This window comes from Pseudonocardia parietis (genome assembly GCF_017876315.1).
Taxonomy (GTDB): domain Bacteria; phylum Actinomycetota; class Actinomycetes; order Mycobacteriales; family Pseudonocardiaceae; genus Pseudonocardia; species Pseudonocardia parietis.
In genome coordinates this window covers 6,469,543-6,492,477 of sequence record NZ_JAGINU010000001.1, presented here as the reverse complement: position 1 = coordinate 6,492,477, position 22,935 = coordinate 6,469,543, and the positions used below count along the sequence as shown (strand labels likewise).

Annotated in this window: 19 protein-coding genes; 5 read left to right on the top strand and 14 right to left on the bottom strand. The window is 74.9% G+C overall.

Annotated elements, in window-relative coordinates; all coding sequences use genetic code 11:
* Positions 1-67 precede the first annotated feature (67 nt).
* Positions 68-1,708, top strand: coding sequence for a sensor histidine kinase (locus JOF36_RS30585; RefSeq protein WP_210033789.1), 1,641 nt, complete (start codon positions 68-70; stop codon positions 1,706-1,708).
* On the top strand, positions 1,705-2,397 hold the full coding sequence (locus tag JOF36_RS30580) for a response regulator (RefSeq protein WP_210033787.1): 693 nt from the start codon (positions 1,705-1,707) through the stop codon (positions 2,395-2,397). Before JOF36_RS30585 ends, JOF36_RS30580 begins: the two co-directional genes overlap by 4 nt.
* Here JOF36_RS30580 and JOF36_RS30575 read toward each other — a convergent pair.
* From JOF36_RS30575 to JOF36_RS30560, 4 genes are all read right to left on the bottom strand, one after another.
* Positions 2,379-3,305 (bottom strand): alpha/beta fold hydrolase, encoded by a 927-nt coding sequence (locus JOF36_RS30575; RefSeq protein ID WP_210033782.1) that lies wholly within the window; start codon positions 3,303-3,305, stop codon positions 2,379-2,381. The two genes, JOF36_RS30580 and JOF36_RS30575, sit on opposite strands and share 19 nt — an antisense overlap.
* Before the next feature lie 87 nt (positions 3,306-3,392).
* Positions 3,393-3,704 (bottom strand): integration host factor, actinobacterial type, encoded by a 312-nt coding sequence (gene mihF, locus JOF36_RS30570; protein ID WP_210033780.1) that lies wholly within the window; start codon positions 3,702-3,704, stop codon positions 3,393-3,395.
* Between the two features lie 233 nt (positions 3,705-3,937).
* Entirely contained in the window at positions 3,938-4,384 is a 447-nt protein-coding gene (locus JOF36_RS30565; RefSeq protein WP_210033778.1) for a nuclear transport factor 2 family protein, read from the bottom strand.
* 110 nt (positions 4,385-4,494) lie between these two features.
* Positions 4,495-5,943, bottom strand: coding sequence for an NAD(P)/FAD-dependent oxidoreductase (locus JOF36_RS30560; RefSeq protein ID WP_210033776.1), 1,449 nt, complete (start codon positions 5,941-5,943; stop codon positions 4,495-4,497).
* 246 nt (positions 5,944-6,189) lie between these two features.
* Here JOF36_RS30560 and JOF36_RS30555 point away from each other — a divergent pair, with 246 nt between their 5' ends.
* Positions 6,190-7,803, top strand: a complete 1,614-nt coding sequence (locus JOF36_RS30555; RefSeq protein ID WP_210033775.1) for an asparagine synthase-related protein — start codon at positions 6,190-6,192, stop codon at positions 7,801-7,803.
* Positions 7,804-7,843: 40 nt separating this feature from the next.
* Here the strand turns inward: JOF36_RS30555 and JOF36_RS41105 are convergent, their stop codons facing one another.
* The 3 genes from JOF36_RS41105 to JOF36_RS30540 all read right to left on the bottom strand — a co-directional run bounded on the left by JOF36_RS41105 (position 7,844) and on the right by JOF36_RS30540 (position 13,502).
* Complete coding sequence (locus JOF36_RS41105; RefSeq protein WP_210033774.1) at positions 7,844-9,535, bottom strand: LCP family protein; 1,692 nt, start codon at positions 9,533-9,535, stop codon at positions 7,844-7,846.
* Between the two features lie 1,843 nt (positions 9,536-11,378).
* The gene (locus JOF36_RS30545) at positions 11,379-12,323 is read right to left on the bottom strand and encodes a hypothetical protein (RefSeq protein WP_210033773.1); all 945 of its coding nucleotides are present in this window, start codon (positions 12,321-12,323) and stop codon (positions 11,379-11,381) included.
* Between the two features lie 132 nt (positions 12,324-12,455).
* A complete protein-coding gene (locus JOF36_RS30540; RefSeq protein ID WP_307862671.1) occupies positions 12,456-13,502 on the bottom strand; it encodes a LytR/AlgR family response regulator transcription factor in 1,047 nt (348 codons plus the stop codon).
* A gap of 389 nt (positions 13,503-13,891) precedes the next feature.
* Between JOF36_RS30540 and mftD the strand changes: the two genes are divergently transcribed.
* Positions 13,892-15,109: a pre-mycofactocin synthase MftD gene (gene mftD / locus JOF36_RS30535; protein ID WP_210033772.1), complete on the top strand. Its 1,218-nt coding sequence runs from the start codon at positions 13,892-13,894 to the stop codon at positions 15,107-15,109.
* A gap of 8 nt (positions 15,110-15,117) precedes the next feature.
* On the opposite strand, the gene JOF36_RS30530 is transcribed toward mftD, so the two are convergent.
* The 6 genes from JOF36_RS30530 to JOF36_RS30505 form a co-directional block, all read right to left on the bottom strand.
* Positions 15,118-15,426: a MoaD/ThiS family protein gene (locus JOF36_RS30530; RefSeq protein WP_210036348.1), complete on the bottom strand. Its 309-nt coding sequence runs from the start codon at positions 15,424-15,426 to the stop codon at positions 15,118-15,120.
* Positions 15,427-15,506: 80 nt separating this feature from the next.
* Positions 15,507-16,619: a WD40/YVTN/BNR-like repeat-containing protein gene (locus tag JOF36_RS30525; protein WP_210033771.1), complete on the bottom strand. Its 1,113-nt coding sequence runs from the start codon at positions 16,617-16,619 to the stop codon at positions 15,507-15,509.
* Between the two features lie 72 nt (positions 16,620-16,691).
* Positions 16,692-17,585, bottom strand: a complete 894-nt coding sequence (locus JOF36_RS30520) for an oxidoreductase (RefSeq protein WP_210033770.1) — start codon at positions 17,583-17,585, stop codon at positions 16,692-16,694.
* A 41-nt stretch (positions 17,586-17,626) separates the two neighbouring features.
* The gene (locus tag JOF36_RS30515) at positions 17,627-19,084 is read right to left on the bottom strand and encodes a PepSY-associated TM helix domain-containing protein (protein ID WP_307862670.1); all 1,458 of its coding nucleotides are present in this window, start codon (positions 19,082-19,084) and stop codon (positions 17,627-17,629) included.
* The gene (locus JOF36_RS30510) at positions 19,081-20,004 is read right to left on the bottom strand and encodes a DUF5134 domain-containing protein (RefSeq protein WP_210033769.1); all 924 of its coding nucleotides are present in this window, start codon (positions 20,002-20,004) and stop codon (positions 19,081-19,083) included. Before JOF36_RS30510 ends, JOF36_RS30515 begins: the two co-directional genes overlap by 4 nt.
* A 252-nt stretch (positions 20,005-20,256) precedes the next feature.
* Entirely contained in the window at positions 20,257-20,895 is a 639-nt protein-coding gene (locus JOF36_RS30505) for a sigma-70 family RNA polymerase sigma factor (RefSeq protein WP_210033767.1), read from the bottom strand.
* 125 nt (positions 20,896-21,020) lie between these two features.
* On the opposite strand from JOF36_RS30505, the gene JOF36_RS30500 reads away from it, so the two are divergent.
* Positions 21,021-21,683: a Dph6-related ATP pyrophosphatase gene (locus JOF36_RS30500; protein ID WP_210033765.1), complete on the top strand. Its 663-nt coding sequence runs from the start codon at positions 21,021-21,023 to the stop codon at positions 21,681-21,683.
* 19 nt (positions 21,684-21,702) lie between these two features.
* Here JOF36_RS30500 and JOF36_RS30495 read toward each other — a convergent pair whose 3' ends face one another.
* Positions 21,703-22,857, bottom strand: a complete 1,155-nt coding sequence (locus JOF36_RS30495) for a DegT/DnrJ/EryC1/StrS family aminotransferase (RefSeq protein ID WP_245351037.1) — start codon at positions 22,855-22,857, stop codon at positions 21,703-21,705.
* Positions 22,858-22,935 lie beyond the last annotated feature (78 nt).

Sequence of the window (22,935 nt, the reverse complement as noted above, 5' to 3'; positions counted from 1 at the left end):
GCCTTGATGACACAAGGGTCGTTGTGGTCTTTTCGTTCACGTGGTGGACCCGGCCTAACCTGAGCCCATGCCACGACGCGCCGGCCGCCGCGGCCGCCCGCTCGCCCAGCAGTTCCTGGGCTGGCAGCTGACCGTGGTCGTGGTGCTGCTCGCCGCGGTCGCGGCGCTGGCGGCGGTGCAGTCCGGCGAGTCGTTCCGGGAGACCCAGGGGCGCCGGATGCTCTCGGTCGCCGAGGACGTCGCGTCCGTCGCGACCGTGCGCGATGCGCTCCAGCTGCCCCGCTACGACCTGTTGCCCGCCTTCGCCCGCAGCGCCGAGAACCTCTCCGGCGCCGACGAGATCGAGATCGTCGACGCGGGCCTGACGGTGCGGACGTCGCCGGATCCGTCCCGGGTGCGGCAGCGGTTCGACCCCGGCACGAGCACCGCGCCCGCCGGCCGGGCGTGGGTGGGTAACCCGGACGGGCGCACGGTCGTCGCGCAGGTGCCGGTCATCGGCGACCGCGGCGAGGTGGTCGGGCTGGTCTCGGCGGGCATCCGGTCGCCGTCGTTCCTCGGCTCGCTGTTCACCGTCGCACCGGAGTCGCTGGCCCTGCTCGGGCTGGCGCTCGGCGTCGGCGTCGCCGGGTCGCTGCTGCTGGCCCGCCGGGTCCGCAGGCAGACCCTCGGCCTGGAGCCCGACGAGATCGTCGAGCTGGTGCAGCGCCGCGAGGCGATGCTGCTGGGGATCAAGGAGGGCGTCGTCGGGCTGGACACCGCCGACCGGATCACCCTGGTCAACCCGGTGGCCCGCGAGCTGCTGGAGCTGCCCGGCGTCCGCCCCGGCGACCACGTGGACGACCTCGGCCTGGACGAACGGCTGCGCGAGGTGCTCACCGGCGCGGCCGAGGGGGAGGACCAGCTGGTCCTGCGGGGCGCCCGGGCGCTGGTGCTGAACCGGATGCCGGTGCGCCTCGGTGGGCGGGACGGCACGGCCGTCGGCACGGTGGTCGGCGCCGTCGTCACCCTGCGGGACCGTACCGAGCTGACCACGCTCCAGCACCGGCTCGACACCTCGCACACCGTCACCGACACGTTGCGTGCCCAGGCCCACGAGTTCTCGAACCGGCTGCACACCATCGCCGGGCTGACCGAGCTGGGTGAGCACGACGAGGTGCGCCGGTTCGTCGCCGGGATCGTCGCGGCGACCGAGGGCAGGCGCCGCGAGGTGTCCTCCCGCGTCGGGGACCCGGCGACCGCGGCGCTGCTGATCGCGAAGAGCAGCCAGGCCGCCGAGCGCGGGATCGAGCTGGCGCTGGACCCGGACACCCGGCTCGAGCCGACCGACCCCGGGCGCGACCCCGACCTGTCCGCGGACCTGGTGACGGTGCTGGGCAACCTGCTGGACAACGCCGTCGACGCGACCGCGGCGACACCGGCCGGCGCTCCCCGGCGGGTGGAGGTCGGCCTGACCGGAGGCGGTGCCGATCCGGTGCGGGTCGAGGTCCGCGACTCCGGTCCGGGGGTGGCCTCCGAGCTGGCCGAGGAGGTGTTCCGCGCCGGGTTCAGCACGAAGGCGGCGCGCAGCGGTGGCCGCGGGCTCGGCCTGGCGCTGGCCCGGCGGGCGTGCCTGCGCCGGGGTGGCACGATCACGGTGCGGTCCGCGACCGGGGCCGGCGCGGTCTTCGAGGCGACGTTGCCGCTGCTCACGGCGGAGGTTCGGACATGAAGGTGCTGGTCGTCGACGACGACTTCATGGTCGCGCGGGTCCACTCCGGCTACGTGGAACGGATCGAGGGCTGCACCGTCCTCGGTGTCGCGCACAGCGGCGCCGAGGCCCTCGAGCTCGCCGCGCGACTGCGCCCGGACCTGGTGCTGCTCGACGTCTACCTGCCCGACCTCTCCGGCCTCGAGGTCCTGTCGCGGCTGCGCACCGGTGCCGCCGACGACCCGTTCGTGCTGATGGTCACGGCCGCCGACGACCCGGCCACGGTCGCCGCCGCGCTGCACGGCGGTGCCCTGCACTACCTGGTCAAACCGTTCGACTCGGCCGCGCTCGCGGCGCAGGTGCACCGGGCCTCGCGGATCCGCCGCGAGCTCGACCACGTCCGCGGCCAGTCCGACATCGACCGGCTCTTCGGCACCGCCGGGATGCCGTCCGGGCCGGCGGGTGGGCCGGAGCGGATGCCGAAGGGGCTCACCACGCCGACCGCGGAGCTGGTCGCCCGCACCCTGCGCGAGCGCACCGCGGCCGGGCCGGACGATCTGTCCGCCTCCGAGTGCGCCGAGGCCACGGAGCTGTCCCGGGTCAGCGCGCGCCGCTACCTGGAGCACTTCGTGGCGACCGGTGTGGTGACCGTGCGGCTGCGCTACGGCGGGACCGGCCGCCCGGAGCGTCGCTACCGCTGGGTCGGCTGAGCCGGCTCCGCACCGGGCACGGTGGCGACCGTGGCGATCGCGGCCACCGTGGCGTCCTCGGCCTCGGCCGCGTGCTCCAGCAGCTCCGCGGCGAGCACCCCCAGCACGGCCGCGGGCAGCGCGTGGCCCATCCCCTCGATGGCGACCAGGGTGGCCGCCGGCCCGATCCGCTCCGCCAGGAAGGCCGCGTGCGGTGGTGGGTGCACCGGGTCCTCGGGGGCCTCGACGACGAGCGTCGGGACGGTGACCGAGCCGAGCTCGGCGCCGCGGTCGAGACCGTCGATGTCGGCCAGGGAGTGCGCGGTCGGCGGCTCCAGTCGCCCGGAGTGCGCCATCACGCGTCGTTCCAGCTCCGCGAACTCACGCGGGTCGAACGGCAGCACCCCGCCGGACAGCCGCCGCGAGTGCTCGACCCGCCAGGCCAGCTCGCTGCGCTCGTCGCGCGGGTCGTGCATCTCCTGCCACATCCGCAGCAGGTCCAGCGGCGGGCCCGGCAGCCCGGCGTGGCCGGCGTCGAGCGCCGCGGTGCACAGCAGGGCCGCGCTCGCCAGCCGCTCGGGCGCGTCCAGCACCAGCAGCTGCACCAGCAGCCCGCCCATCGACATGCCGACGACGTGGGCGCGCTCGATCCCGCAGGCGTCGAGCACGGTGAGCGCGTCGCCCGCGAGGTCGGCGATGCCGTACGGATGGTCCTCGAACGCCTGTGACGACCGCCCGGTGTCGCGGTGGTCGTAGCGGACCACCCGGTGCCGCTCGCGCAGCTGCGCGACCAGCTCCTCCGGCCAGGCGATCCCGCACGCGTTCGCACCCATGACGAGCAGGACCGGCAGCGCCGGGGAGTCCCCGGCGGCGGGCAGGTCCTCCACCCAGAGGAGCACGCCGGGCTCGACCTCGACCTCGCGTTCCATGCCCCGCAATCTGTCAGACGGCCCACACACGCGACGGCCCGGCCCGCCGGGAGGCGGAGCCGGGCCGTCGCGAGGCGCGGAACGAGGTCAGCCGACCTCGTCGATCAGCGCCTGGCGCTGACGCTCGCCGAGACCGGCGGCCCGACGCGACGCGTCGATGCCGGCCTTCTCCATCACCTTCGAGACCTTGGCCGGGCCCCAGCCCGGGACGCTCTTGAGCAGGTCGGCGACCTTGGTCTTGCCGATGATCTGATCGGACTTCGCGCGCCCCAGGACCGCGGGGATCGTCTCCTCGCCGCTGGCGATCTTGTCGCGGAGTTCCTTGCGGGCGGTGCGCGCGGCGGCCGCCTTCTTGAGCGCCTCGGCGCGCTGTTCCGGAGTCAGGGTAGGCAGTGCCATCGCTGACGCCTCCTCTCGGTTCCACGCACCCCGGGTCCGGGGTGGATTTCCATCGCGGATCGCGGTACAGACTGGCAGAGACACCCTCACGACCTGCGGGAACCCCCTCCTCGGGGCGTGTCGGCACCGGATCGGGTGTCGTGGGGGGCTGCTCGGCGCAACCGCTCGACCGCCCGTCGCACCACCCAGTGCCGACCCTGTTGTCGCAGGTCAGAGCCGTGCGGCCGGGCCGTTCACCGGAGGTTCAGCGTGTCGCGCAGGCCCGCGACGTCCCAGAGCGTGCGCACCTCGTCGATCCGGCCCTGCCGGATCCGCACCAGCTGCACCGCCAGCACCTCCACCCGTCGCCCGGTCGGCGCCACCCCGGGCAGCAGCCACGGCAGCTCGCGGTCGTGCACGAACCCGAACCGGACCTCGTCGACGACCCGGCGGACGTCCACCGTCCGGGACAGCCGGGTCCGGGTGAGCTCGCCCGGCAGGGTGGCCGTCAGGGCGCTCAGGTGCCCGGTGACGGCGTCCCGGCCGGTGCCGCCGGCACCCGTCGGCAGCTCGGTCCAGACCACGCCCTCGGCGAGGACGTCGACGGCCGGTCCGGGGTCACCGGGCCCGTAGAGGCCGGCCGCGGCACCGTCCCAGATCCGCGCGACGTCGCGCATCAGCGTCTGCATCGCCGGGGTCACACCGTGCACGCTGCCATGCCGGTGCGCGATCGCCGAACCGGACGGGCGCCGGACGCGCGAACGCCCGGGTGGCCGCGTGGCCACCCGGGCGTCGGGCGGGGATACCGGGGTCAGGCCGAGGCGGCCGGCTTGTCCTGCGGTGGGGCCGGGGTCCCCGGCGCCGTCCGCGGGTCGAGCTCCGGCCGGTGCTCGACGTTCTCCTGCGGGTGCGCCGACTTCACCGCGGCCTCGTGCGGGTCCTCGGACTTGTCGTACGAGGCGGTGACGCTGATCAGGCGGTGGCCGCGGTAGCGCGCGTACCGCAGCGAGCGGACCCAGTTGTAGAGCGTGCCGAGCCGGTTGCCCCAGCCGATCAGGAACATGACGTGCACGTAGCACCACATCACGTACCCGAGCCACCCGGTGAACTTGGCGCCGCGGACGTCGGCGACGGCCTCGCGGGCGCCGATGGTGGCCATCGAGCCCTTGTCGAAGTACTTGAACGGCGCCGGGGTGGTGTCGTCCCCGTTCGCCCGCGCCGTGATCAGCTTGCCGACGTAGGTGCCCTGCTGCATCGCGACCTGCGCGACCCCCGGCAGCCGGTCGATGGTCGAGACCATGTCGCCGACGGCGAACACGTCCCGGCGCTCCGGCAGGCTCAGGTCCGGGTCCACGGCCAGGCGCCCGGCCCGGTCGACCTCGCCACCGGAGGCCTTGGCCAGCAGCTCGGCCAGCGGGGAGGCCTGCACACCGGCCGCCCACACCTTGGTGCGGGCGACGATCCGCTCCTCGCCGTTCGGGCCCTTGACGGTGATGGAGTCGGCATCCATGCCGGTCGCCATGGTGTTCAGGCGGACCTCGATGCCCTTCTCCTCCAGAGTCTTCTTCGTGTACTTCTGCAGCTTCTTCGCGAACGGCGGCAGCACGGCAGGCGCGGCGTCGAGCAGGATGATCCGCGCCTTGCGGGTGTCGATGGCCCGGTACTCACGCGGCAACACGTGGCGGGCGAGCTCGGACAGCTGCCCGGCCAGCTCCACGCCGGTCGGACCGGCACCGACGACCACGAAGGTCATCCAGGCCTCCTGCTCGGCGGGGTCGGTGGCGACCTCGGCCAGCTCGTAGGCACCGAGGATGCGGGACCGGAGCAGGCGGGCGTCCTCGATCGACTTCATGCCGGGAGCGTGCTCGGCCCACTCGGGGTGCCCGAAGTAGGCGTGCGTGGCGCCGGCGGCGACGACCAGGGTGTCGTAGGGCAGGTCGATGTGCTTGCCGTCCGGTGCGGCCGCGTGGACGACCTTGGCGTCCAGGTCGATGTCGCCGACCTCGGCGAGCAGGGTCCGGACGTTGCTCTGCTTCTTCATCACCCGGCGCAGCGCCGGCGCGATGAGGCCGGGGGACAGGATCCCGGTCGCGACCTGGTAGAGCAGCGGCTGGAAGAGATGGTGGTTCGTGCGGTCGACGATGGTGACGTCGACGTCGGCGCCCCTGAGTGCCTGGGCGGCCCGCACGCCGCCGAACCCACCGCCGACGATCACGACCTTGTGCCGGCTCTGCCGTTCGTCGCGCTCTGCCGTGCTCACCTGAGTCCGCCCCTCGTCGGTCGGTCCCGGCGCGGTGTCACCACGCCGCTACTCGGCCGGTGCGGTCCTCGCCGCCGAGTGACAGGGCGGTGCACGACGGCCGTCCCGGGCCGGTCCCCGACCGTACGAACCCCGGGACTCCGGAGCAAACCGGACCGCCACAGAAACGCCTTTCAGCGTCGGAACTCACATCTCGATCAAGCGCAAGCCCCGGGTGCGACCACGCGGACGTGGGACGATGAGGTCATGTGCGGGATCGTCGCCGCTTTCGGCGGGACAGCGGTGGGAACACCGAAGGACACCGACAAGTACGAGAGGATGCTCGCCAGAGTGGCGCACCGCGGGCCGGACGACACCGGCGTGCAGGTCGTCGGGAACACCTGGCTGGGCCACCAGAGACTCTCCATCATGGACGTCAGCGGCGGACACCAGCCGATGTCCGACGCGTCGGGGACGGCGTGGATCGTCGGCAACGGCGAGATCTACAACCACGAGCGGATCAGCAAGGCGTTCCCGGACGGCACGGTGCGCACCAAGTCCGACACCGAGGCGGCGTTGCACGCGGTCATGTGGGACGGGCAGGTGGCGGTCGCGTCGCTGAACGGCATGTTCGCCATCGCGATGGGACGCGAGGACGGGTCGGGCCTGGTCGCCCGGGACCCGTTCGGCGTCAAGCCGTTGTACTGGGTGCCGCCGGCCGGCCTGGTCGACGGTGCCGACGACTCGACGCCGCACACCGCGCCGGACCCCGAGGCGACGGTGCTGTTCGCGAGCGAGCTGCGGGCGTTCGACGCCGAGGACCGGCCCTACGTCGAGTCCTTCCCGCCCGGATGCCTGTGGAGCCCGTCGTCGGGCCTGGTCCGGTTCGCCGAGGCGGTGCCGGTCGAGGTCCGGCCGAGCCGGCGGGCGGTCCGTCCCGGCTGGGACGACGCCGACCTGTCCCAGATCCGCGAGGCCGTCATCTCCGCGGTCCGCCGCCGGATGATGTCCGACGTCGGCGTCGGCGTGTTCCTCTCCGGCGGCCTGGACTCGGCCCTGGTCGCGGCGATCGCCGCGCAGGAGGCCCGGGCCCGGGGCGAGCAGCTGCCGACCTTCGCCGTCGGCACCGAGGACTCCGGCGACCTGCTCGCGGCCCGCAAGGTCGCCGCGCACATCGGCTCGGACCACCACGAGATCATCGTGACCCCCGAGGCGATCGGCGAGGCGCTCGACCACGCGGTCGAGGTCATCGAGCACTACGACCCGGCGCTGGTGCGCAGCTCGGTGCCGAACCTGATCCTGGCCCGCGAGGCGGCGAAGAAGGTCAAGGTCGTGCTCACCGGGGAGGGCGCCGACGAGCTGTTCGCCGGGTACCCCTACGTGCACGCCGAGGAGTACGCCGACCCGGACACCCTGCAGGCCGAGCTGGTCCGCTCGCTGGAGCAGCTGCACCACCTGAACCTGCAGCGCTGCGACCGCACCACGATGTACTTCGGGCTGGAGGCGCGCGAGCCGTTCCTGGACTCCGGCCTGGTCCGCACGGCGCTGGCGCTGCCGGCGGAGTGGAAGCAGCGCCCGGACGGCCGCCCGGAGAAGGCGATCCTGCGCGAGGCGTTCGAGGGCTGGCTCCCCGAGGACCTGCTGTGGCGGGGCAAGGAGCAGTTCGGCGACGGCTCCGGTGCCGGCACCGTGCTCGCCGAGCTGGCCGGGCGCAAGGCCGAGGAGGCGCGCCGGTCGGGGGAGACCCGCTCGGTGCCCGCGCAGCCGGAGGGCTCGTGGCCGCTGCGCAGCGATGAGGAGTTCCTCTACTACGAGATCTGGCAGAAGCACTTCGCCGGGATCCGCCCGGACCGGGTCCTGGGCGCGTTCGCCGAGTCCTGACTGAGCCCGGCCGAGGGCTGACGGGACCGGCCGGCCCCCGTCAGCCGTCCTGGCGGCGGACGCCCTCGACCGGACCGAGGCCGTTGGTCGTCGTGTCGGTGGAGGACGACCCGTCCTCCTCACCGGCGGGGACGTCGGAGGCGCCTGCGGTGGCGCACGAGTCGGCGACCGACTGCGGAGCCGCCGACGCGGGCTCCGGGGCGGGCTCCGCCGAGGCCGAGCCCGACTCCGGGGTCGCGGACGACGACGGGGCCTGCTCGGAGGACGGCGGCGCCGCCGGAGCCGGTGTCGGGGCGGCGAGGGCCGGGTCCGGCGGTGGCGGCGGGTCGGCGATCGCGTCCCGCACGACCTGCTGCATGTAGTCGACGTCCGGGTCGCCGGTCTCGAAGAACCCGCTCGAGGAGTTCGGGTCCGGCAGCGACGGGTCGAACGCGACGCTCTCCAGCCGGAACCCCTCGTCGACGAGCACGGCCAGCGACGGCAGCACCTGCTGGGGCATGTCGGTCGCGACGTTGTCCTTGGCGACCGCGGCGATGCCCTGGAAGCGGCTGATCAGCTCGGTCGCGCTGGTCTCGGTGATCACGGCCTGGATCAGGCAGCGTTGCCGGCCCATCCGCTGGTAGTCGGTGCCGTCGCGGCGGGAGCGGGCGAACCACAGCGCGTCGTTCCCGTTGAGGGTCTGGAGGCCGGGCGGGATGTAGTAGTCCGGTGTGGTGTGGCGGCCGAACGCGGTGACCCCGCCGACCGGGATCGGCTCCGGGCCGACGTTCAGCGTCACCCCGCCGACCGCGTCGATCATCGACGAGAAGCCGGCCATGTTGACCTCGAGGTAGTAGTCGATCGGGAGGCCGGTCATGTACGAGATCGTCGACTGCAGCAGGTTGATCCCGGGCATCGGGGTGGGTCCCGGCGGGGCGAGCTGCGGATGCTGTTCCCCGTAGGCGTAGACGCCGTTGAGCAGGTAGTCCCCGGCCGATCCCGAGGGGTCCCGGAACCCGTTCGGGAACTCCTCGGCGGCCGGTGACCCCGGTGGGAACTGGGCGCGCTGGATGTTGCGGGGCAGGCTGAACAGCGTCGTCCGGCCGGACGTGGTGTCGATGCTGGCGACCATCATCGTGTCGGTCCGGGTGCCGGTGCGGTCGTCGCCCGCGTCGCTGCCGAGCAGCAGGACGTTCAGGCGGGGTTTGCCGAGTGCCTCGGCCGCGGACGTCCCGCCGCCCTGGAACAGCGAGTTCAGCAGCCCGCGCTGGGAGTTCAGGAGCTCGACGCCGTACCCGAACGGCACGGCGACGGTGAGGCAGAGCAGCGCCGCCATCCCGGTCCCGAGGATCTTCTGGCCGAGGGCCATGCCACGAGGCCGGGCCAGGGCGTAGGTCCGCGCGATCTGCGCGATCCAGCCGACGCCGCCCAGCACGAGCGCACCCGCGATGACGGTCAGCGTGGTCGTGGACAGCAGGTTCTGCAGCAGCGTCGAGCGGCGGGTCAGCAGCACCAGGAGCGCGAGCGACCCGATGACCGCGACGAGCGTGCCCAGGATCAGCCCGCCGGTGCGGCGGCGGCGCAGGGCGAGGTGCCCCGTGCCGGGCAGCACGGTGGACGCCGCGGTGAGCCCGAGCGCTGCGCCGAGGCCGGCCCGGGCCGTGTCCTGCGGACGCCGTCGCTCGTCGCCCGTGGGGCGCTCGGCGGGAGGCTCGGCCGGCCGGGTCCCGGTATCGGGTTCGCCGTCCGGCACGGCCGCTGCTGTCGCTGCCGCACCGCCCGCTGTCGCTGCCGCACCGCCCGCCGCCGCTCGGATGCCGGGGGGACGGGGTGGACGGGCCGGTGCGGTCCGGCCCGGTCGCTGCGGTGCGCCGGGCCGGTCCCCGCCCGGGCCGGACGGATGCTCGGTACGCGTGGCGGGCCCGGCCGGGGGCGGTGCGCTGGTGGAGCGGGGTGCGCGACCGGCGGGCCGTGCGTCGGGAACGTTCCCGGGCCCGGCCGGAGCCCCGGTGGGGGCGGTTGCGGAGCGGGGCGGGGCGCCGGCCCGACCGGCCGGTGCGCTACCAGCGCCGGCCGGCGCGCCACCGGCGCCGCTCGGACCGCCACCGGGGCTGCTCGAACCGCCACCGGCGCCGGCTGGAGTGCCGCCGGGTCCGGCTGGTGCGGCGCCGCCGGGACGGTCGGGGCGGTCGCCGGGTCCGGGCCGGTTGTCCGGACGGGCGGCGGGGCCGGAGGCACCGGGTGGACCGCCCGCGGGGCCGGGACGGCCCGGCGCCGTGCCCGGCCGGCCGCGGAACGCGCCGGTCCCGGCGGGCGGGAGGTCACCGCGGCCGGAGGCCCCGGGGCCCGGGTGGCCGGGACGGCCCGGGACGACCGGCAGCTCGCCGCTCAGCCGGGCGGCGCGGTCCCGCTCCGCCGGTGGTACGTCCGGCTCGGCGGCACGGTGGCGCCGCCGTTCGGCCGCGGTGTCCGGCCGGCCGGGGGTCTTCATCGTGTCGCCGATCCCACGGCGGGACGCACCGATCGACCGGATGTCGGTGGGGCGGCTGTCGCTGTGCCCGCCGGAGTCGGCGCGGGTGCCGCGCCCGGACCACGCGGCCGCGCGCTCGGCCTCGGCGGCGGCTTCGCGCTCGCGGCGGCGCAGCCAGGGGCCGTCGGGGTCGTCGTCGGGCCGGTCGGGGTCGCCCGGAGATTCGGAACCGTCGCGGGGCCTGCGAGGCCCCGGCGGGCCCGGCGGAGGAGGGCCGGACCGTCGAGGGCCCGACCGAGGAGGGCCGGACTGCGGAGCGCCTGCCTGGGAAGAACCGGACTGAGGAGGGCCGGGTTGGGAAGGCCCGGACTGTGGAGGCCCGGACTGCGGAGGGCCGGGATGGGCAGGGCCGGACTGGGGAGGGCCTGGCTGGGCAGGACCCGCCTGCGGGGGGCCGGATGGCTGGTCGGGACCGGTCGCGCCCGGAGGCCTGCCGGTGCCACCGGACATGTGCCGGCCGGGACCGTTGCCCGCCGGGCGGTCGTCGCGCGGACCCCGGCCGCTCGGCGGACCGGCTGCCGCCGGACGCCCGCCACCGGGCGGCGGGCCGGAAGGCTGTGAGCCGGGAGGTGGCGGCTTCGGGGAGCCGGGAGGTGGCGGGTTCGGGGCGTTGCTGCCGCCGGGAGGTCCGGACGGCGGGCCGGGCGGGGGGTTCCTGCCGGTGCTCCCGGCCGGTGGCGGGCCCGGCGGGACGGCACCGGTGGTGTCGCGGCGCGGATCACCCGCGCCGGACTGCCCGGAGCCGTCGCCGCGGGTCTCGTCGCGCAGGTGCGGGCGGTCGTCGCGCCGGGGACGGCGGCCGTCCCGGGGACGCCCGGGGCGCCGCGGGTCCTGGCCGCTCGGGTGGGTGCCCTCGCGTGGTCGGTCGTCCACCCCGGGCACCCCCTTCACAGGTCGGCTGGTCGGTACCGTCGGGTCCACCGTGCCGGGTTCCGGGGCCGCAGCACGGGCATCTGCCCGGCGGCGGCACCGGCGCGCGGGTCATCCGAGAATACTTGCCGTGATCACGATCTCGGTGGGTGGCCACCCACCCGTGTGGGGTCTCCGGACAGGCCGGACATACCCGTCACTGGTACGAGACGAACACGGGCGATTCGGGCCGGACGTCGTAGGTCTGACGCGGCGTGAACGTCGGTGAGTCCTCGTCGAGGAAGTTCTTCCAGCCCCACCAGAGACCCTCCGGACGCGGTGCCGCATGGAGCACGTTCCAGGTCTCGATCTTCTCCTGTGGAGTGCCGAACCCGTCCGCGTGCAGGATGGTCGCGAGCTCCGGGCGAGCGGTCACGACGTCCTGCCGGTCGGCGATCATCGGGACCCTGAACTGGTGCAGCAGGAACACCTTCTGCGGCAGCCCGCGGTCCCGGACCAGGCCGGCCAGCCAGTCGGAGGTCGCGTTGACCTCGGCGGCGTCCACGGATCCGACCTGGACGCCGTGCCGCTGGCCTGCCTCCAGCCGCCACTCCGGGTCCAGCGCCAGTCCCACGTGCGGCTGCGCGAGCAGCTCGGTGTAGCGCTTGGCCTGGGTGAGGAAGTCCGCACGGCCCGGCTGCAGGTCGATGACGACGTAGACGCCCGCCCGGCCGGCCTCCTCGACCCACGGGCGCAGCTCCTCGACGCTCATCTCGGCGGAGTAGTCGCCGTCCGCGCCGGGCGCGCTGTCGGCGACGGTCGCGATGATCTCGAACGCCGGCACCACGGGTTCGGGCACGAGCGGCGCGAAGTCGGCCGCGAGGTCGTGGGCGCGGGCGATCGACCGCGGCAGGTCCTGCTCCCCGAGCACGCCCATCGACGGCGTGCCGGGATGGCCGTAGAGCGCCGCGATCCGGCGGCCGGGGAACACCTCGGTACCGCCGCCGGGGAGCTCGGGCACCGGCGGGTCGGCGGTCGTGGCCGGGGCCGCCCCCTCCGGCTGGGACGGCGGAGGAGCCGCGTCGGCGGGCGGATCGGACATGCACCCCGCGAGGAGCGCGCAGATCGCGGCCAGTGCGGCGAGCAGTGCGACGGGCCGCATGCGGCCCGCCGATCGGTGAGGGGACGTGGACGGCTGCGGCACACCGTGGAGAGACACCGATCACCAATCTAGTGCCCAGGCGATCAGCGGGCCCCTCGGCAGCGCGGACCGTGACGGCGGAGCTCCGGCGGGTTACCGGGGCAGGATCGGGCCGTCCGGGCCGTCCTCCGGGCCCCGCTGCGGGCGCGGTGGGCGCCCCCGCAGGATCCGCTTCAGCCCGGCGGTGTGCCGGCGGCTGACCGGTAGCTCGACCGCGCTCGGCCCGTTGCCCAGCCGCACGACGTAGCCGGAACCGGCCATCCGCAGCTCGGTGATCAGCGGCAGCGCCACCAGGTACGCCCGGTGGATCCGCACGAACCCAGCGTCGCCCCACCGGTCCTCGAGCACCGAGACCGGGATCCGGACCAGGTGGCTGCCGTCCGTGGTGTGCAGCCGGGCGTAGTCGCCCTGGGCCTCGACGAATCGGATGGATGAGCGCGGAACCAGCTTGGTGGTCCCGGCCAGCTCGACCGGCACGACCTCGTCGTCGGGCGTGGCGGGCGGGGCGCCCCGGCGGCCGGGGGGAGCGGGGGCGGCCGGTGCGCCGGGGGGCGGGCCGCCCGCCTCGGCGCGGTGCGTGGTCCGCAGGGCGATGGTGCGGTCCAGCGACCCGGAGAGACGCTCGCCGCGCAACGGCTTGAGGAGGTAGTCGACGGCGCCGACCTCGTAGGCGTCGACGGCGCGGTCGTCGTGCGCGGTCACGAAGACGACCGGGGGCGGGTCGGCCATCGCGTTCAGCACCCGGGCGAGCTCCAGCCCGTCCAGGCCGGGCATCCGGATGTCGAGGAACACGACGTCGACGGTCGGTGTCGCCGCGTCGGTCTGCGAGCCGTGCAGGATGCGCAGCGCCTCGGTCGCGTCCGGCGCGGTGAGCACGACGTCGACCCGCGGGTCCTCGCCGAGCAGGTGGGCGAGCTCCAGCAGGGCCGGCTCCTCGTCGTCCACCGCGAGGACGGTCAGCCGGATACCGGCCGGGGCCGGATACGGCTGCGGTGGCTCGGGCGCGCGGGCGGGTTGCCCGGGCAGGCCGATCGGGCGATGGTTGCTCGCCCCGTAGCCGGGCGGCATGCCGTAGCCGGCCGAGCCGGCGACGACCGGCATCGCACCGGAGGCGTGACCACCGCGCGCGTGGCTGTACACGGCTCCTCCTTGCCCCGGGCGCGCCGCCCGCTGACCGGTGACTACCGGCACACCGTATCGAGACCGCGCAACGTCACCGACGGCCGGTCCTCCGTACGTCCTTCCACGATCCGGGGTGGGCCGTTCCGGTGGTTCCGGTGGCGCAGCGTGAACACGCCCAGCGGCCGGACGAGGGACGCCGTTCGCCGGACGGTGGGCCGCGACCGCCCCGGCGCGCCGGGCCCCGCCGGGTGGACGGCCCGGGCCCCGCCGATCGGACGGGCCGGGGCCGGGCCGCATTGTGGCACCCGGTGCCGAAACGATAGCCTGCGGTGAAGCCCGTCACGTGTCAGCGTGACGAGACTCCCGACCCGTGAACGAGTACCGCGACCGACTGCGAAGGGGCAGGCATGGCGAGCACGAAGGACTGGTTCGAGAGCGTCGCGGAGGCGCAGCGCCGGGCGCGCAGGCGGCTGCCGAAGTCGGTCTACTACGCACTGGTGGGCGGTGCCGAACAGGGCATCACGTTGTCGGACAACGTTGCCGCGTTCGACGAGATCGGATTCCGGCCGCACATCGCGGACCTGCCGCCGCAGCGCGAGCAGTCCACGACGGTCCTGGGGCAGGAGATCGACCTGCCGGTGCTGATCTCGCCGACCGGTGTGCAGGCGGTCGACCCGGAGGGCGAGGTCGCCGTCGCGCGGGCCGCCGCGAGCTCCAACATCCAGAATCCGTTGAACCCGGAGCAGACGGTGTCGACGGGGATGGGCCTGTCGTCGTTCGCGTCGCGGTCGGTCGAGGACGTCTGCGCGGTCAACGACAAGGTCTTCTTCCAGGTCTACTGGGCCGGCTCCCGTGAGGACATCCTGGCCCGCGCCCTGCGGGCGAAGGAGGCGGGCGCCAAGGGCCTGATCGTGACGCTGGACTGGACCTTCGCCACCCGCCGGGACTGGGGCAGCCCGCCCATCCCGGAGAAGATGGACCTCAGGGCGATGGCGCAGTTCGCCCCCGAGGTGATCACCAAGCCGCGCTACCTGCTGGACTGGGCGCGCTCGGGCAAGCTGCCCGACCTCACGGTCCCGAACATGGTGCCGCCGTTGGGCGGTGCGGCACCGACGTTCTTCGGCGCCTACGGCATCTGGTGGACGACCCCGCAGCCGACCTGGGACGACATCGCGTGGCTGCGCGAGCAGTGGGGTGGCCCGTTCATGATCAAGGGGATCATGCACCCGGACGACGCGCGCCGCGCCGTCGACGCCGGTGCCTCCGCGATCTCGGTGTCCAACCACGGCGGCAACAACCTCGACGGCACCCCGGCTGCGATCCGCGCGCTGCCCGCCGTCGTCGACGCGGTCGGTGACCAGGTCGAGGTCGTGATGGACGGTGGGGTGCGCCGCGGTGCCGACGTCGTCAAGGCGCTCGCGCTCGGCGCCCGGGCCTGCATGATCGGCCGCGCCTACCTGTGGGGCATGGCCGCGCAGGGCGAGCGCGGTGTCAGCAACGTGCTGTCGATCCTCTACAAGGGCATCGACGAGGCGCTGCTCGGACTGGGCAAGAACTCCGTCCACGAGCTGACCCGGGACGACCTGATCATCCCGGAGAACTTCACCCGCGCCTCGAAGCTCTGATCCGGCTCCTACCCGCCCGCCATCGCCCCGACGACGAGCAACGGCTCCTCGCCGCGGGCGACGGCGGGCGGCAGCGCCGCCCCCGAGGGCTCGTGCGACAGGTCCTGCTCGCAGGCGAAGTAGCGCACGAACGCCCGCCGGGTCCCGGTCGTGCGGTCGCGGATCGCGCCGCGCAGGACCGGATGACGCTCCTCCACGGCGTCGAGCACCGCGCCGAGGCGCACCGGCGGGCCGGCGACGGTGAGTGCGAGCTCGCCGTCCACCCGCGCCAGTCGGCGCAGCTGGGCGGGCAGCACGACGCGGACCGTGCAGAGCACCGGTGCCGTCGCCTCCCCGACCGGGCGCACATCGTCGGCCGGGTGCACAGGATCCGCCGGGCGCACAGCGTCGGCCGGGTTCACAGCGTCTGCACCTCCACCGACAGCACCGACGGCAGGTCCCGCACGATCGGCGCCCAGCTGTCCCCGGCGTCGGCGGAGGCGTAGACCTGCCCGCCGGTGGTGCCGACGTACACCCCGCAGTCCTCGAGCCGGTCGACCGCCATCGCGTCGCGCAGCACGTCGACGTAGCAGTGCTCCTGCGGCAGCCCCGCGGTCAGCGGCTCCCAGTCCGCGCCGCCGGACCGGCTGCGGTAGACACGCAACCGGCCGTCGGGCGGGTAGTGCTCGGTGTCGCTGGTGATCGGCACGACGTAGACGGTGTCCGGATCGTGCGCGTGCACGTCGACGACGAACCCGAAGTCGCTGGGCAGCCCCTCGCCGATGTCGTACCAGGAGGAGCCGCCGTCGTCGGAGCGCATGACGTCCCAGTGCTTCTGCATGTAGACGGTGTCCGGCCGGCCCGGGTGGCGGGCGAGCTTGTGCACGCAGTGACCCACCTCGGCGGACGCCTCGAGGATGCCCTCGCTGACCAGGCCGCGGTTGGACGCCTGCCAGGTCGCGCCGCCGTCCCCGGTGCGGAACACACCGGCCGCGGAGATCGCCACGAGCATTGCGTCGGTGTCGCGGGGATCGGGGCAGATCGTGTGCAGGCACATCCCGCCCGCTCCGGGCTGCCAGTGCGGCCCGGAGCCGTGCTCGCGCAGTCCGCGGACCTCCGACCAGCTCGTACCGCCGTCGGTGGAGCGGAACAGCGCGGCGTCCTCGACCCCGGCGAGCACGGTGTCCGGCTCGGTCGCGGACGGTCGCAGGTGCCAGACCCGGGTGAACTCCCAGGGGCGCGGCGTGCCGTCGTAGGACTGGTGCGTACCGGGGACGCCGGCGTAGGTGAAGTCGTTGCCGACCGCCTCCCAGGTGCGCCCGCCGTCGTCGGAACGCTGCACCTGCTGGCCGAACCAGCCCAGCGACAGCGACGCCCAGACCCGGTCGGGATCGGCGGGCGAGCCCGTCACGTGATAGGCCTCCCAGCCGCCGAACAGCGGCCCGGTGACCTTCCAGTCCCGGCGCGCACCGTCCGCGGTCAGCACGAACACACCCTTGCGCGTCCCGACGAGTACCCGTACCCCGCTCATGCCGTTCTCCCTCTCGTCGCCGTATGAGGGGTGGACCGGTGCGGGTGCCGGATCTCATCGGCGCCGGAGGAGCTAGAGCGGGAAGGACACCTTGGTGAGTTCCTCGGCGCGCTCCCAGAGGGCGCGCTGCACACGCCGGTCGTGCGAGGCGGCCGTCGAGCCGACCGGGCGCGGTGAGCCGCGCATCTCGCGGAAGCCGTCGGGCCCGATGTAGGAGCCGCCGGGCAGGTCCGGGACGGTCGCCGCGTACAGCGCGGGCAGCGCGCCCGCCGCCCCGGACTGGGCGAACCTCCGGATCAGCACGCCCATCACGGCGTCCTGGACGGACTCGGTGCGCGAGTGCAGGTTCGTCGCGGAGTAACCGGGGTGCGCGGCCATCGAACGCAGCCGCGAGCCCGCCGCGACGAACCGGTGCTCCAGCTCGTAGGCGAACATCAGGCAGGCGAGCTTGGACTGCCCGTAGGCGGCCCAGCGCTCGTAGCGCCGGCGCTCGACGTTCGGGTCGTCGAGGTCGATCCGGCCGATCCGGTGCATCTGGCTGGACAGCGTCACGACCCGGTCGGTGATCCGGTCGGCGAGCAGCCCGGTGAGCGCGAAGTGGCCGAGGAAGTTCACCCCGAACTGCGTCTCGAAGCCGTCCGCGGTGCGGCCCTGCGGGATCGCCATCAGCCCGGCGTTGTTGACCAGGACGTCGACGGAGCCCTCGATGCCCGCGGCGAACGAACGCACCGACGTGAGATCGGCCAGGTCGAGATGGTGCACGCTCGCCGCGCCGCCCAGCTCGGTGGCGACGGCGTCGCCCTTGGCGGTGTCGCGCACCGCCAACACCACCCGGGCACCGGCGTGGACCAGCGCGCGTGCGGTCTCCAGTCCGAGACCGCTGTTGGCGCCCGTGACGATCACGGTGCGGCCCTGCTGGGGCGGGATCTCGGCGGTCGTCCAGGGAGCGGGAGAGGACCAGAACACGGGCGGGGCTCCTTCGCGGGGACGGGATCGCCGATCCCGGTCTACCCGCTCCCCTCGTCTCCTGCCACCGCAGCCGGAGCGGCGCGCCGGGCGGACAGCGCGGCGTCGAGCAGCAGGAACAGCAGCAGCGAGACCCCGAGCACCGGCAGGAGCAGCCCGGTGAGGACCGCGGCCAGCGCGACCACCCCCACCGAGGCCGGCGACGGCCGCTCCCGCGATCCGGGCGGACCGGCCGCACCCCGCGCTCCGCCGGGCAGCACCGGGCGGCGCAGCCACCACATCCGGTAGCCCCACACCACGAGCACGATCACCGCGGACGCGAGCGCGGCGAGCGCGACCAGGTTGGCGGTGCCGAACAGCAGCCCCATGTGGGCGTCGATGCCCCAGCGGGCGAGCTTCGCCGCGAGGGGCCAGTCGTCGAACGCGAGCCGGTCGGTGATCACGCCCGTCGCGGGGTCGACGGCGACCGAGTCCTGCTGCGACGGCCAGCTGCGCTCGGTCTGCTGGACCGACCAGGCCTCGCCGGGATCGCCCGGGACGATCTCCACCGGACCGTCGAGCCCGTCGGCGCGGGCGGCGGTGAGCACCCGGTCCGCGGTGCCGGCGACGGTGTCCGTGGTCGCCGGAGCGGCGGTGTCCGCGGTCGCGGGGGTCGCCGTGCCCGCGGTCGCAGGGGCGGGCGTGTTCCCGGCCGGGTCGGTGGCGGACGTGGCAGGTAGGGCGGTGGCGACCGCCGGCGTCGTCCAGTCCATCGCCGAGCGCAGCGCGCCCACGTTCGCTCCCGCGAACTGCGACCAGGTCAGCCCGGTCGCGGCCAGGAACAGCAGCCCGACCGACGCCCAGACACCGACCGCCCCGTGCCAGGACCGCAGCCGCGCCCGGGGCGAACCGCCACCGCGGGGCAGGAACCGTTCCCGCCGCGCACGGACCCGCCGGGTGAGCTGCACGACGAGGCCGGACGCCGCCAGCACCGCAAGCCAGGAGGCGGCCAGCTCGGAGTAGACCTGGCCCGGGGGACCCAGCAGCAGCGACCGGTGCAGGTTGTCGATCACTCCGCGCACCGGGAGCCACTCGGCGTAGGTGTCCAGGGTGGCCTGCGGCTCGGCGGTGTAGGGGTCCACGAAGACGGTCCGCCGGTAGCTCTCCGGCAGCCCGGCGTCGAACGACACCCGGGTGGTGACGCCGGGCTCCGCGGACGGCCGCACCTCCGCCACCGGCAGCCCCGGCCGGGTCGCGACCGCGGCCGCGACCTGCTCGGACAGCGGCAGCTCCGGCCCGGTGACCGGAACGTGCAGCGCGTCGTCGTGCACCCACCGCTCGATCGCGGGGGACAGCGTGTACAGCAGCCCCGTGACGGCCGCGACGAGCAGGAACGGACCGACGAGCAGGCCCGCGTAGAAGTGGATGCGGGCGATCAGCGGCCTCAGCCCGCGGAAGGTCGCGCCGCCGGTCGGTGGCGGGGCGGGTTCCCCGGGAGCGGTGTGCAGGGCGGTGCTCACCAGCCGGCCACCATGGCGGCGAGCATCAGGACCATGCCGAGGCTCATGACGGCGTGGCAGGCGGCGTCCTCCCGGGCGCCGAGCCGCGGGGTGCCGGGCCGCCGGGCACCGAGCTGCCGGGTGCCGGGCCGCCGGGCGCCGAGCTGCCGGTCATCCGGCTGCGGGGCATCCGCGGCGATCGTGTCGACGTCGGCGGTCGGGCGGACTCCGGTGAGCACTCCCGGCCGGCCCGCGTCGCTGTGTTCGACACTCCCGGCCGTGCCGGTGCTCTCGGCCGTGCCGGTGCTTTCGGACATGGCGGCGCCCGCGGACGGCGCCGGGACGGGGCCGGCACCCGGGTCGTCGGGCGTCCAGGGGTCACCCGCCCGCGGGCTCCCGCTCACCGCGCGCGCCGCCCAGAACCCGGCCGCGACCAGCAGCGCCACGCACAGCACGACGGTCACCGCGACCGCCCAGCCGGCCTGGCCGGCGTGCATCGTGTGGTCGGCCCCGGAGGCACCGTGCGCACCGTGCGACCCGCCGTGGCCCTCGTGCCCGCCGCCACCGGACGCGGACACGGCCGTCGGCATGATCACGGGCATCGCCGCCAGCATCCAGACCATCGCCCCCGCCATCAGGCCGTGCGCGGCACCGGCGACCCGCCCGGGCCGGCCGCAGTGGATCCCGCGGACCGTGGTCACGGCGAAGAACGCTCCGAAGATCGTGAACAGCGCGATCTGCACCCACAGCCCGGTGCTGCCGTACCAGGTCCACGTCATGACGACCATCGCGGCGCTCATCACCACGTGCGCCAGCTCCGCGGTGCGGTGCGCCGCCGGCGTCCGGGCGGACACCGCCGCCGACCAGCGCGCCAGGGCGTAGGCGCCGGTGAGGGTGAACAGCACGGTGAGCGTCACGGCGATCGGTACGGACGAGATCACGTGGTCTCCTCGGTCTCTCGGGGAGCGTGCGCCACGGTCGCCCGGGGCACGCAGCAGTGGTCGCCCGGGGACCGTGTCCGGTTCCCGCGGTGCGACGCCGGTCACACCTGCCTCGGCGTAACGCGGTGATTCCCCGGCGGCGGGACGTCGCGGCCTCGGTCCGGGATGTCGCACCGTGCCGGGGACGGCGCACCGGCTGCAGTCGGTGCGGGGCACTCGCGCGGGGTGCGAAGGGCCTGCCGAGCGGGTGGGTCAGTGCGGCGCGGAGCGGACGGCGCGGCCGGCACCGGGCCCGCTCGCGGAGCCCGGGGCAGCGCCCGAGCCGGTGCCGGAGCCGCCGCCGCTGTCGGCGCGGAGCGCGCGGACCAGGTCCTCCCGGGCCCGGGCGACCCGGGACCGGATGGTGCCGATCGGGCACCCGCAGACCTCGGCGGCCTCGGCGTAGCCCAGGTCGAGGATCTGGGTCAGCACGAAGGCCTCGCGGCGGTCCGGGGCGAGGTCGTCGATCAGCGCGCGCAGCAGCACCGCCTCCTGGGCGCGGCTGCGTGGGGCGGCCACCCGTTCCAGGGCCTGCTGGGTATCCGCACCCAGGTCCCGGATCCGGGGCCGGCGCACCGCGGTCCGTACGGCGTCGGCGGCCACCCGCCGGGCGACCGACAACAGCCAGGTGCGGGCACTGGAGGTCGCCGCGAACGTCGGCAGGGTGCGCAACGCCCGCAGGTAGGTCTCCTGCGCGAGGTCCTCGGCCTCGGCGGGGCCGCTGCGGTGCACCAGGAAGCGGTGGACGTCGGCCTGCGTCGCGCGAACGAACGATGCCAGCGCGGCCTGGTCACCGGCTCCTGCGGCCAGCGCCCACGCCGTCACGGTGACGTCGTCGTGGCGTTCGGACACACGCTCACGGTAGCCGCCCCCCGGCGGGCCGGGGACCGCGCCCACCAGCCGTTCCGCGGGGAGGGGCTCCGGTGATCGACGGGAGGAACCGTCCGTCCCGGCGGCCGGCGGCTACTGTCCGCCGGGTGGACGACGTCTGGGTGAGCTGGTCGGGTGGGAAGGACGCGGCGGCTGCGCTGGTTGCCGCGCAGGCGTCCGGGTTGCGGGTGACCGGGCTGCTCGACACCGAGACCGGCGCGGGGGCCGGGACGGCCGGGATCCCGATCCACGGGGTGCCGCACGAACTGGTCGCGGCCCAGGCCGACGCGCTCGGGCTCCCGTTGCACACCGTGCTCCTCCCGGCGCCCTGCTCGAACGAGGAGTACACAGCCCACGTCCGGACGGCGCTCGCCGCCGCGATCGGGGTGAGCCGGCTCGTCGGCGGGGACATCGCGCTGGCCGACGTGCGGGCCTTCCGCGAGGCGGTGCTCGAGGGCACCGGGATCGCCGGGCACTTCCCGCTGTGGGGCCGGGACACCGGAGCCCTCGCCCGCGAGATGATCGACTCCGGGCGCCGCGCGGTCGTCGTCGCCGTCGACCCGGCGCGGATGCCGGGGGAGCTGGTCGGGCACCCGTTCGACGCCGCGTTCCTCGCCGCGCTGCCCGCCGGCGTCGATCCGTGCGGGGAGAACGGCGAGTTCCACACCTTCGTGACCGGTGGTCCCGGCTTCGTCCACGACGTCCCGGTGGCGGTCACCGGCACCGTCGAGCGCGACGGGCACCTGCAGGCGGTGCTCGAACGCGGGTGACGGGCCGGCGCCGCGGCGTTCAGCCGGCGATCCGCCGGGCCAGCAGCCGGAAGGCCGGGGTCGGCAGCTCGGGGGCGAGGTCGATCGCGCAGGTCCGGGCCAGGATCTCCAGGGTCCGCGGGCAGGCGTCCGGCCCGTGGTCGATCTCGCCGTCCACCGCCGCGTACGGGTCGAGGGCCGGGTGCAGCGGGTTGCGGGCCTGCAGCGAGCGCCAGTTGGTGTAGACGTGTCGGCCGGTGTCGATCAGCCGGTGCACGCCCCGGTTCGCTCCGAACCGCGCGGCGGCCTCGGGGGACCCGAACTGCACCGCCAGCCCGGCGGCCTGCACCGGGTCGTGGTGCGGGATCGGGCGCAGGTCCCGGCCGACCCGCCCGGCCAGGGCCTCCAGCACGAGCCCGCGGTGCCGCCGGCGGCGGGCGATCTGCGCGTCGAGGGTGGCCAGCTGCGGGCGCAGCACCGCCGCGGACAGCTCCGGCATCCGCAGGTTCACGCCGACGATCAGGTTCGCGTCGGCCCCGGTGAAGCCGTCCCGCTCGTAGCTGCCGACGTCGTGGTACATCGCCGCCCGGTCGAACAACGCGGAGTCGTTCGTGACCAGGGCGCCGCCCTCGCCGGCGCGGATGTTCTTGTGCTGGTTGAAGCTGAAGCACCCGGCGTGCCCGATCGAGCCCACCCGCCGCCCGCGGTAGGTGACCCCGATCGCCTGGCAGGCGTCCTCGACGACCAGCAGGTCGTGCGCGGCCGCCACCTCCATGATCGGGTCCATGTCCGCGACGTGGTTGCCCATGTGCACCGGCAGCACGGCCCGGCTGCGCGGGGTGATCCGTGCATCGAGATCGACCGGGTCCATCGTCAGCGACGCGTCGACCTCCACCAGTACCGGCACCGCTCCCACCGCGAGCGCGGCGGCCGCCGTCGACACCCAGGTGTAGGCGGGGACCAGCACCTCGTCGCCCGGCCCGATCCCGGCCCCGACGAGCGCGGCGACCAGCGCACTGGTGCCGCTGTTCACGGCCAGTGCGTGCCGGGTGCCGACGTGCGCGGCGAGATCGGTCTCGAAGCGGGCCACCTCGGAGCGGTCACCGCCGGTGAAGCGGCCGAGCTCACCGCGTCCCAGCACCCGGACGGTCGCGGCCATACCCCGCGCGGTCGTCGCCATCGCGGCGAGCCCCATACTTGTCCCTCCGGCCCGGCACATCGGGGTCTCCCGGGCCGGGCGACGACAACGAACGACACCGAAATGGTTCCGTGC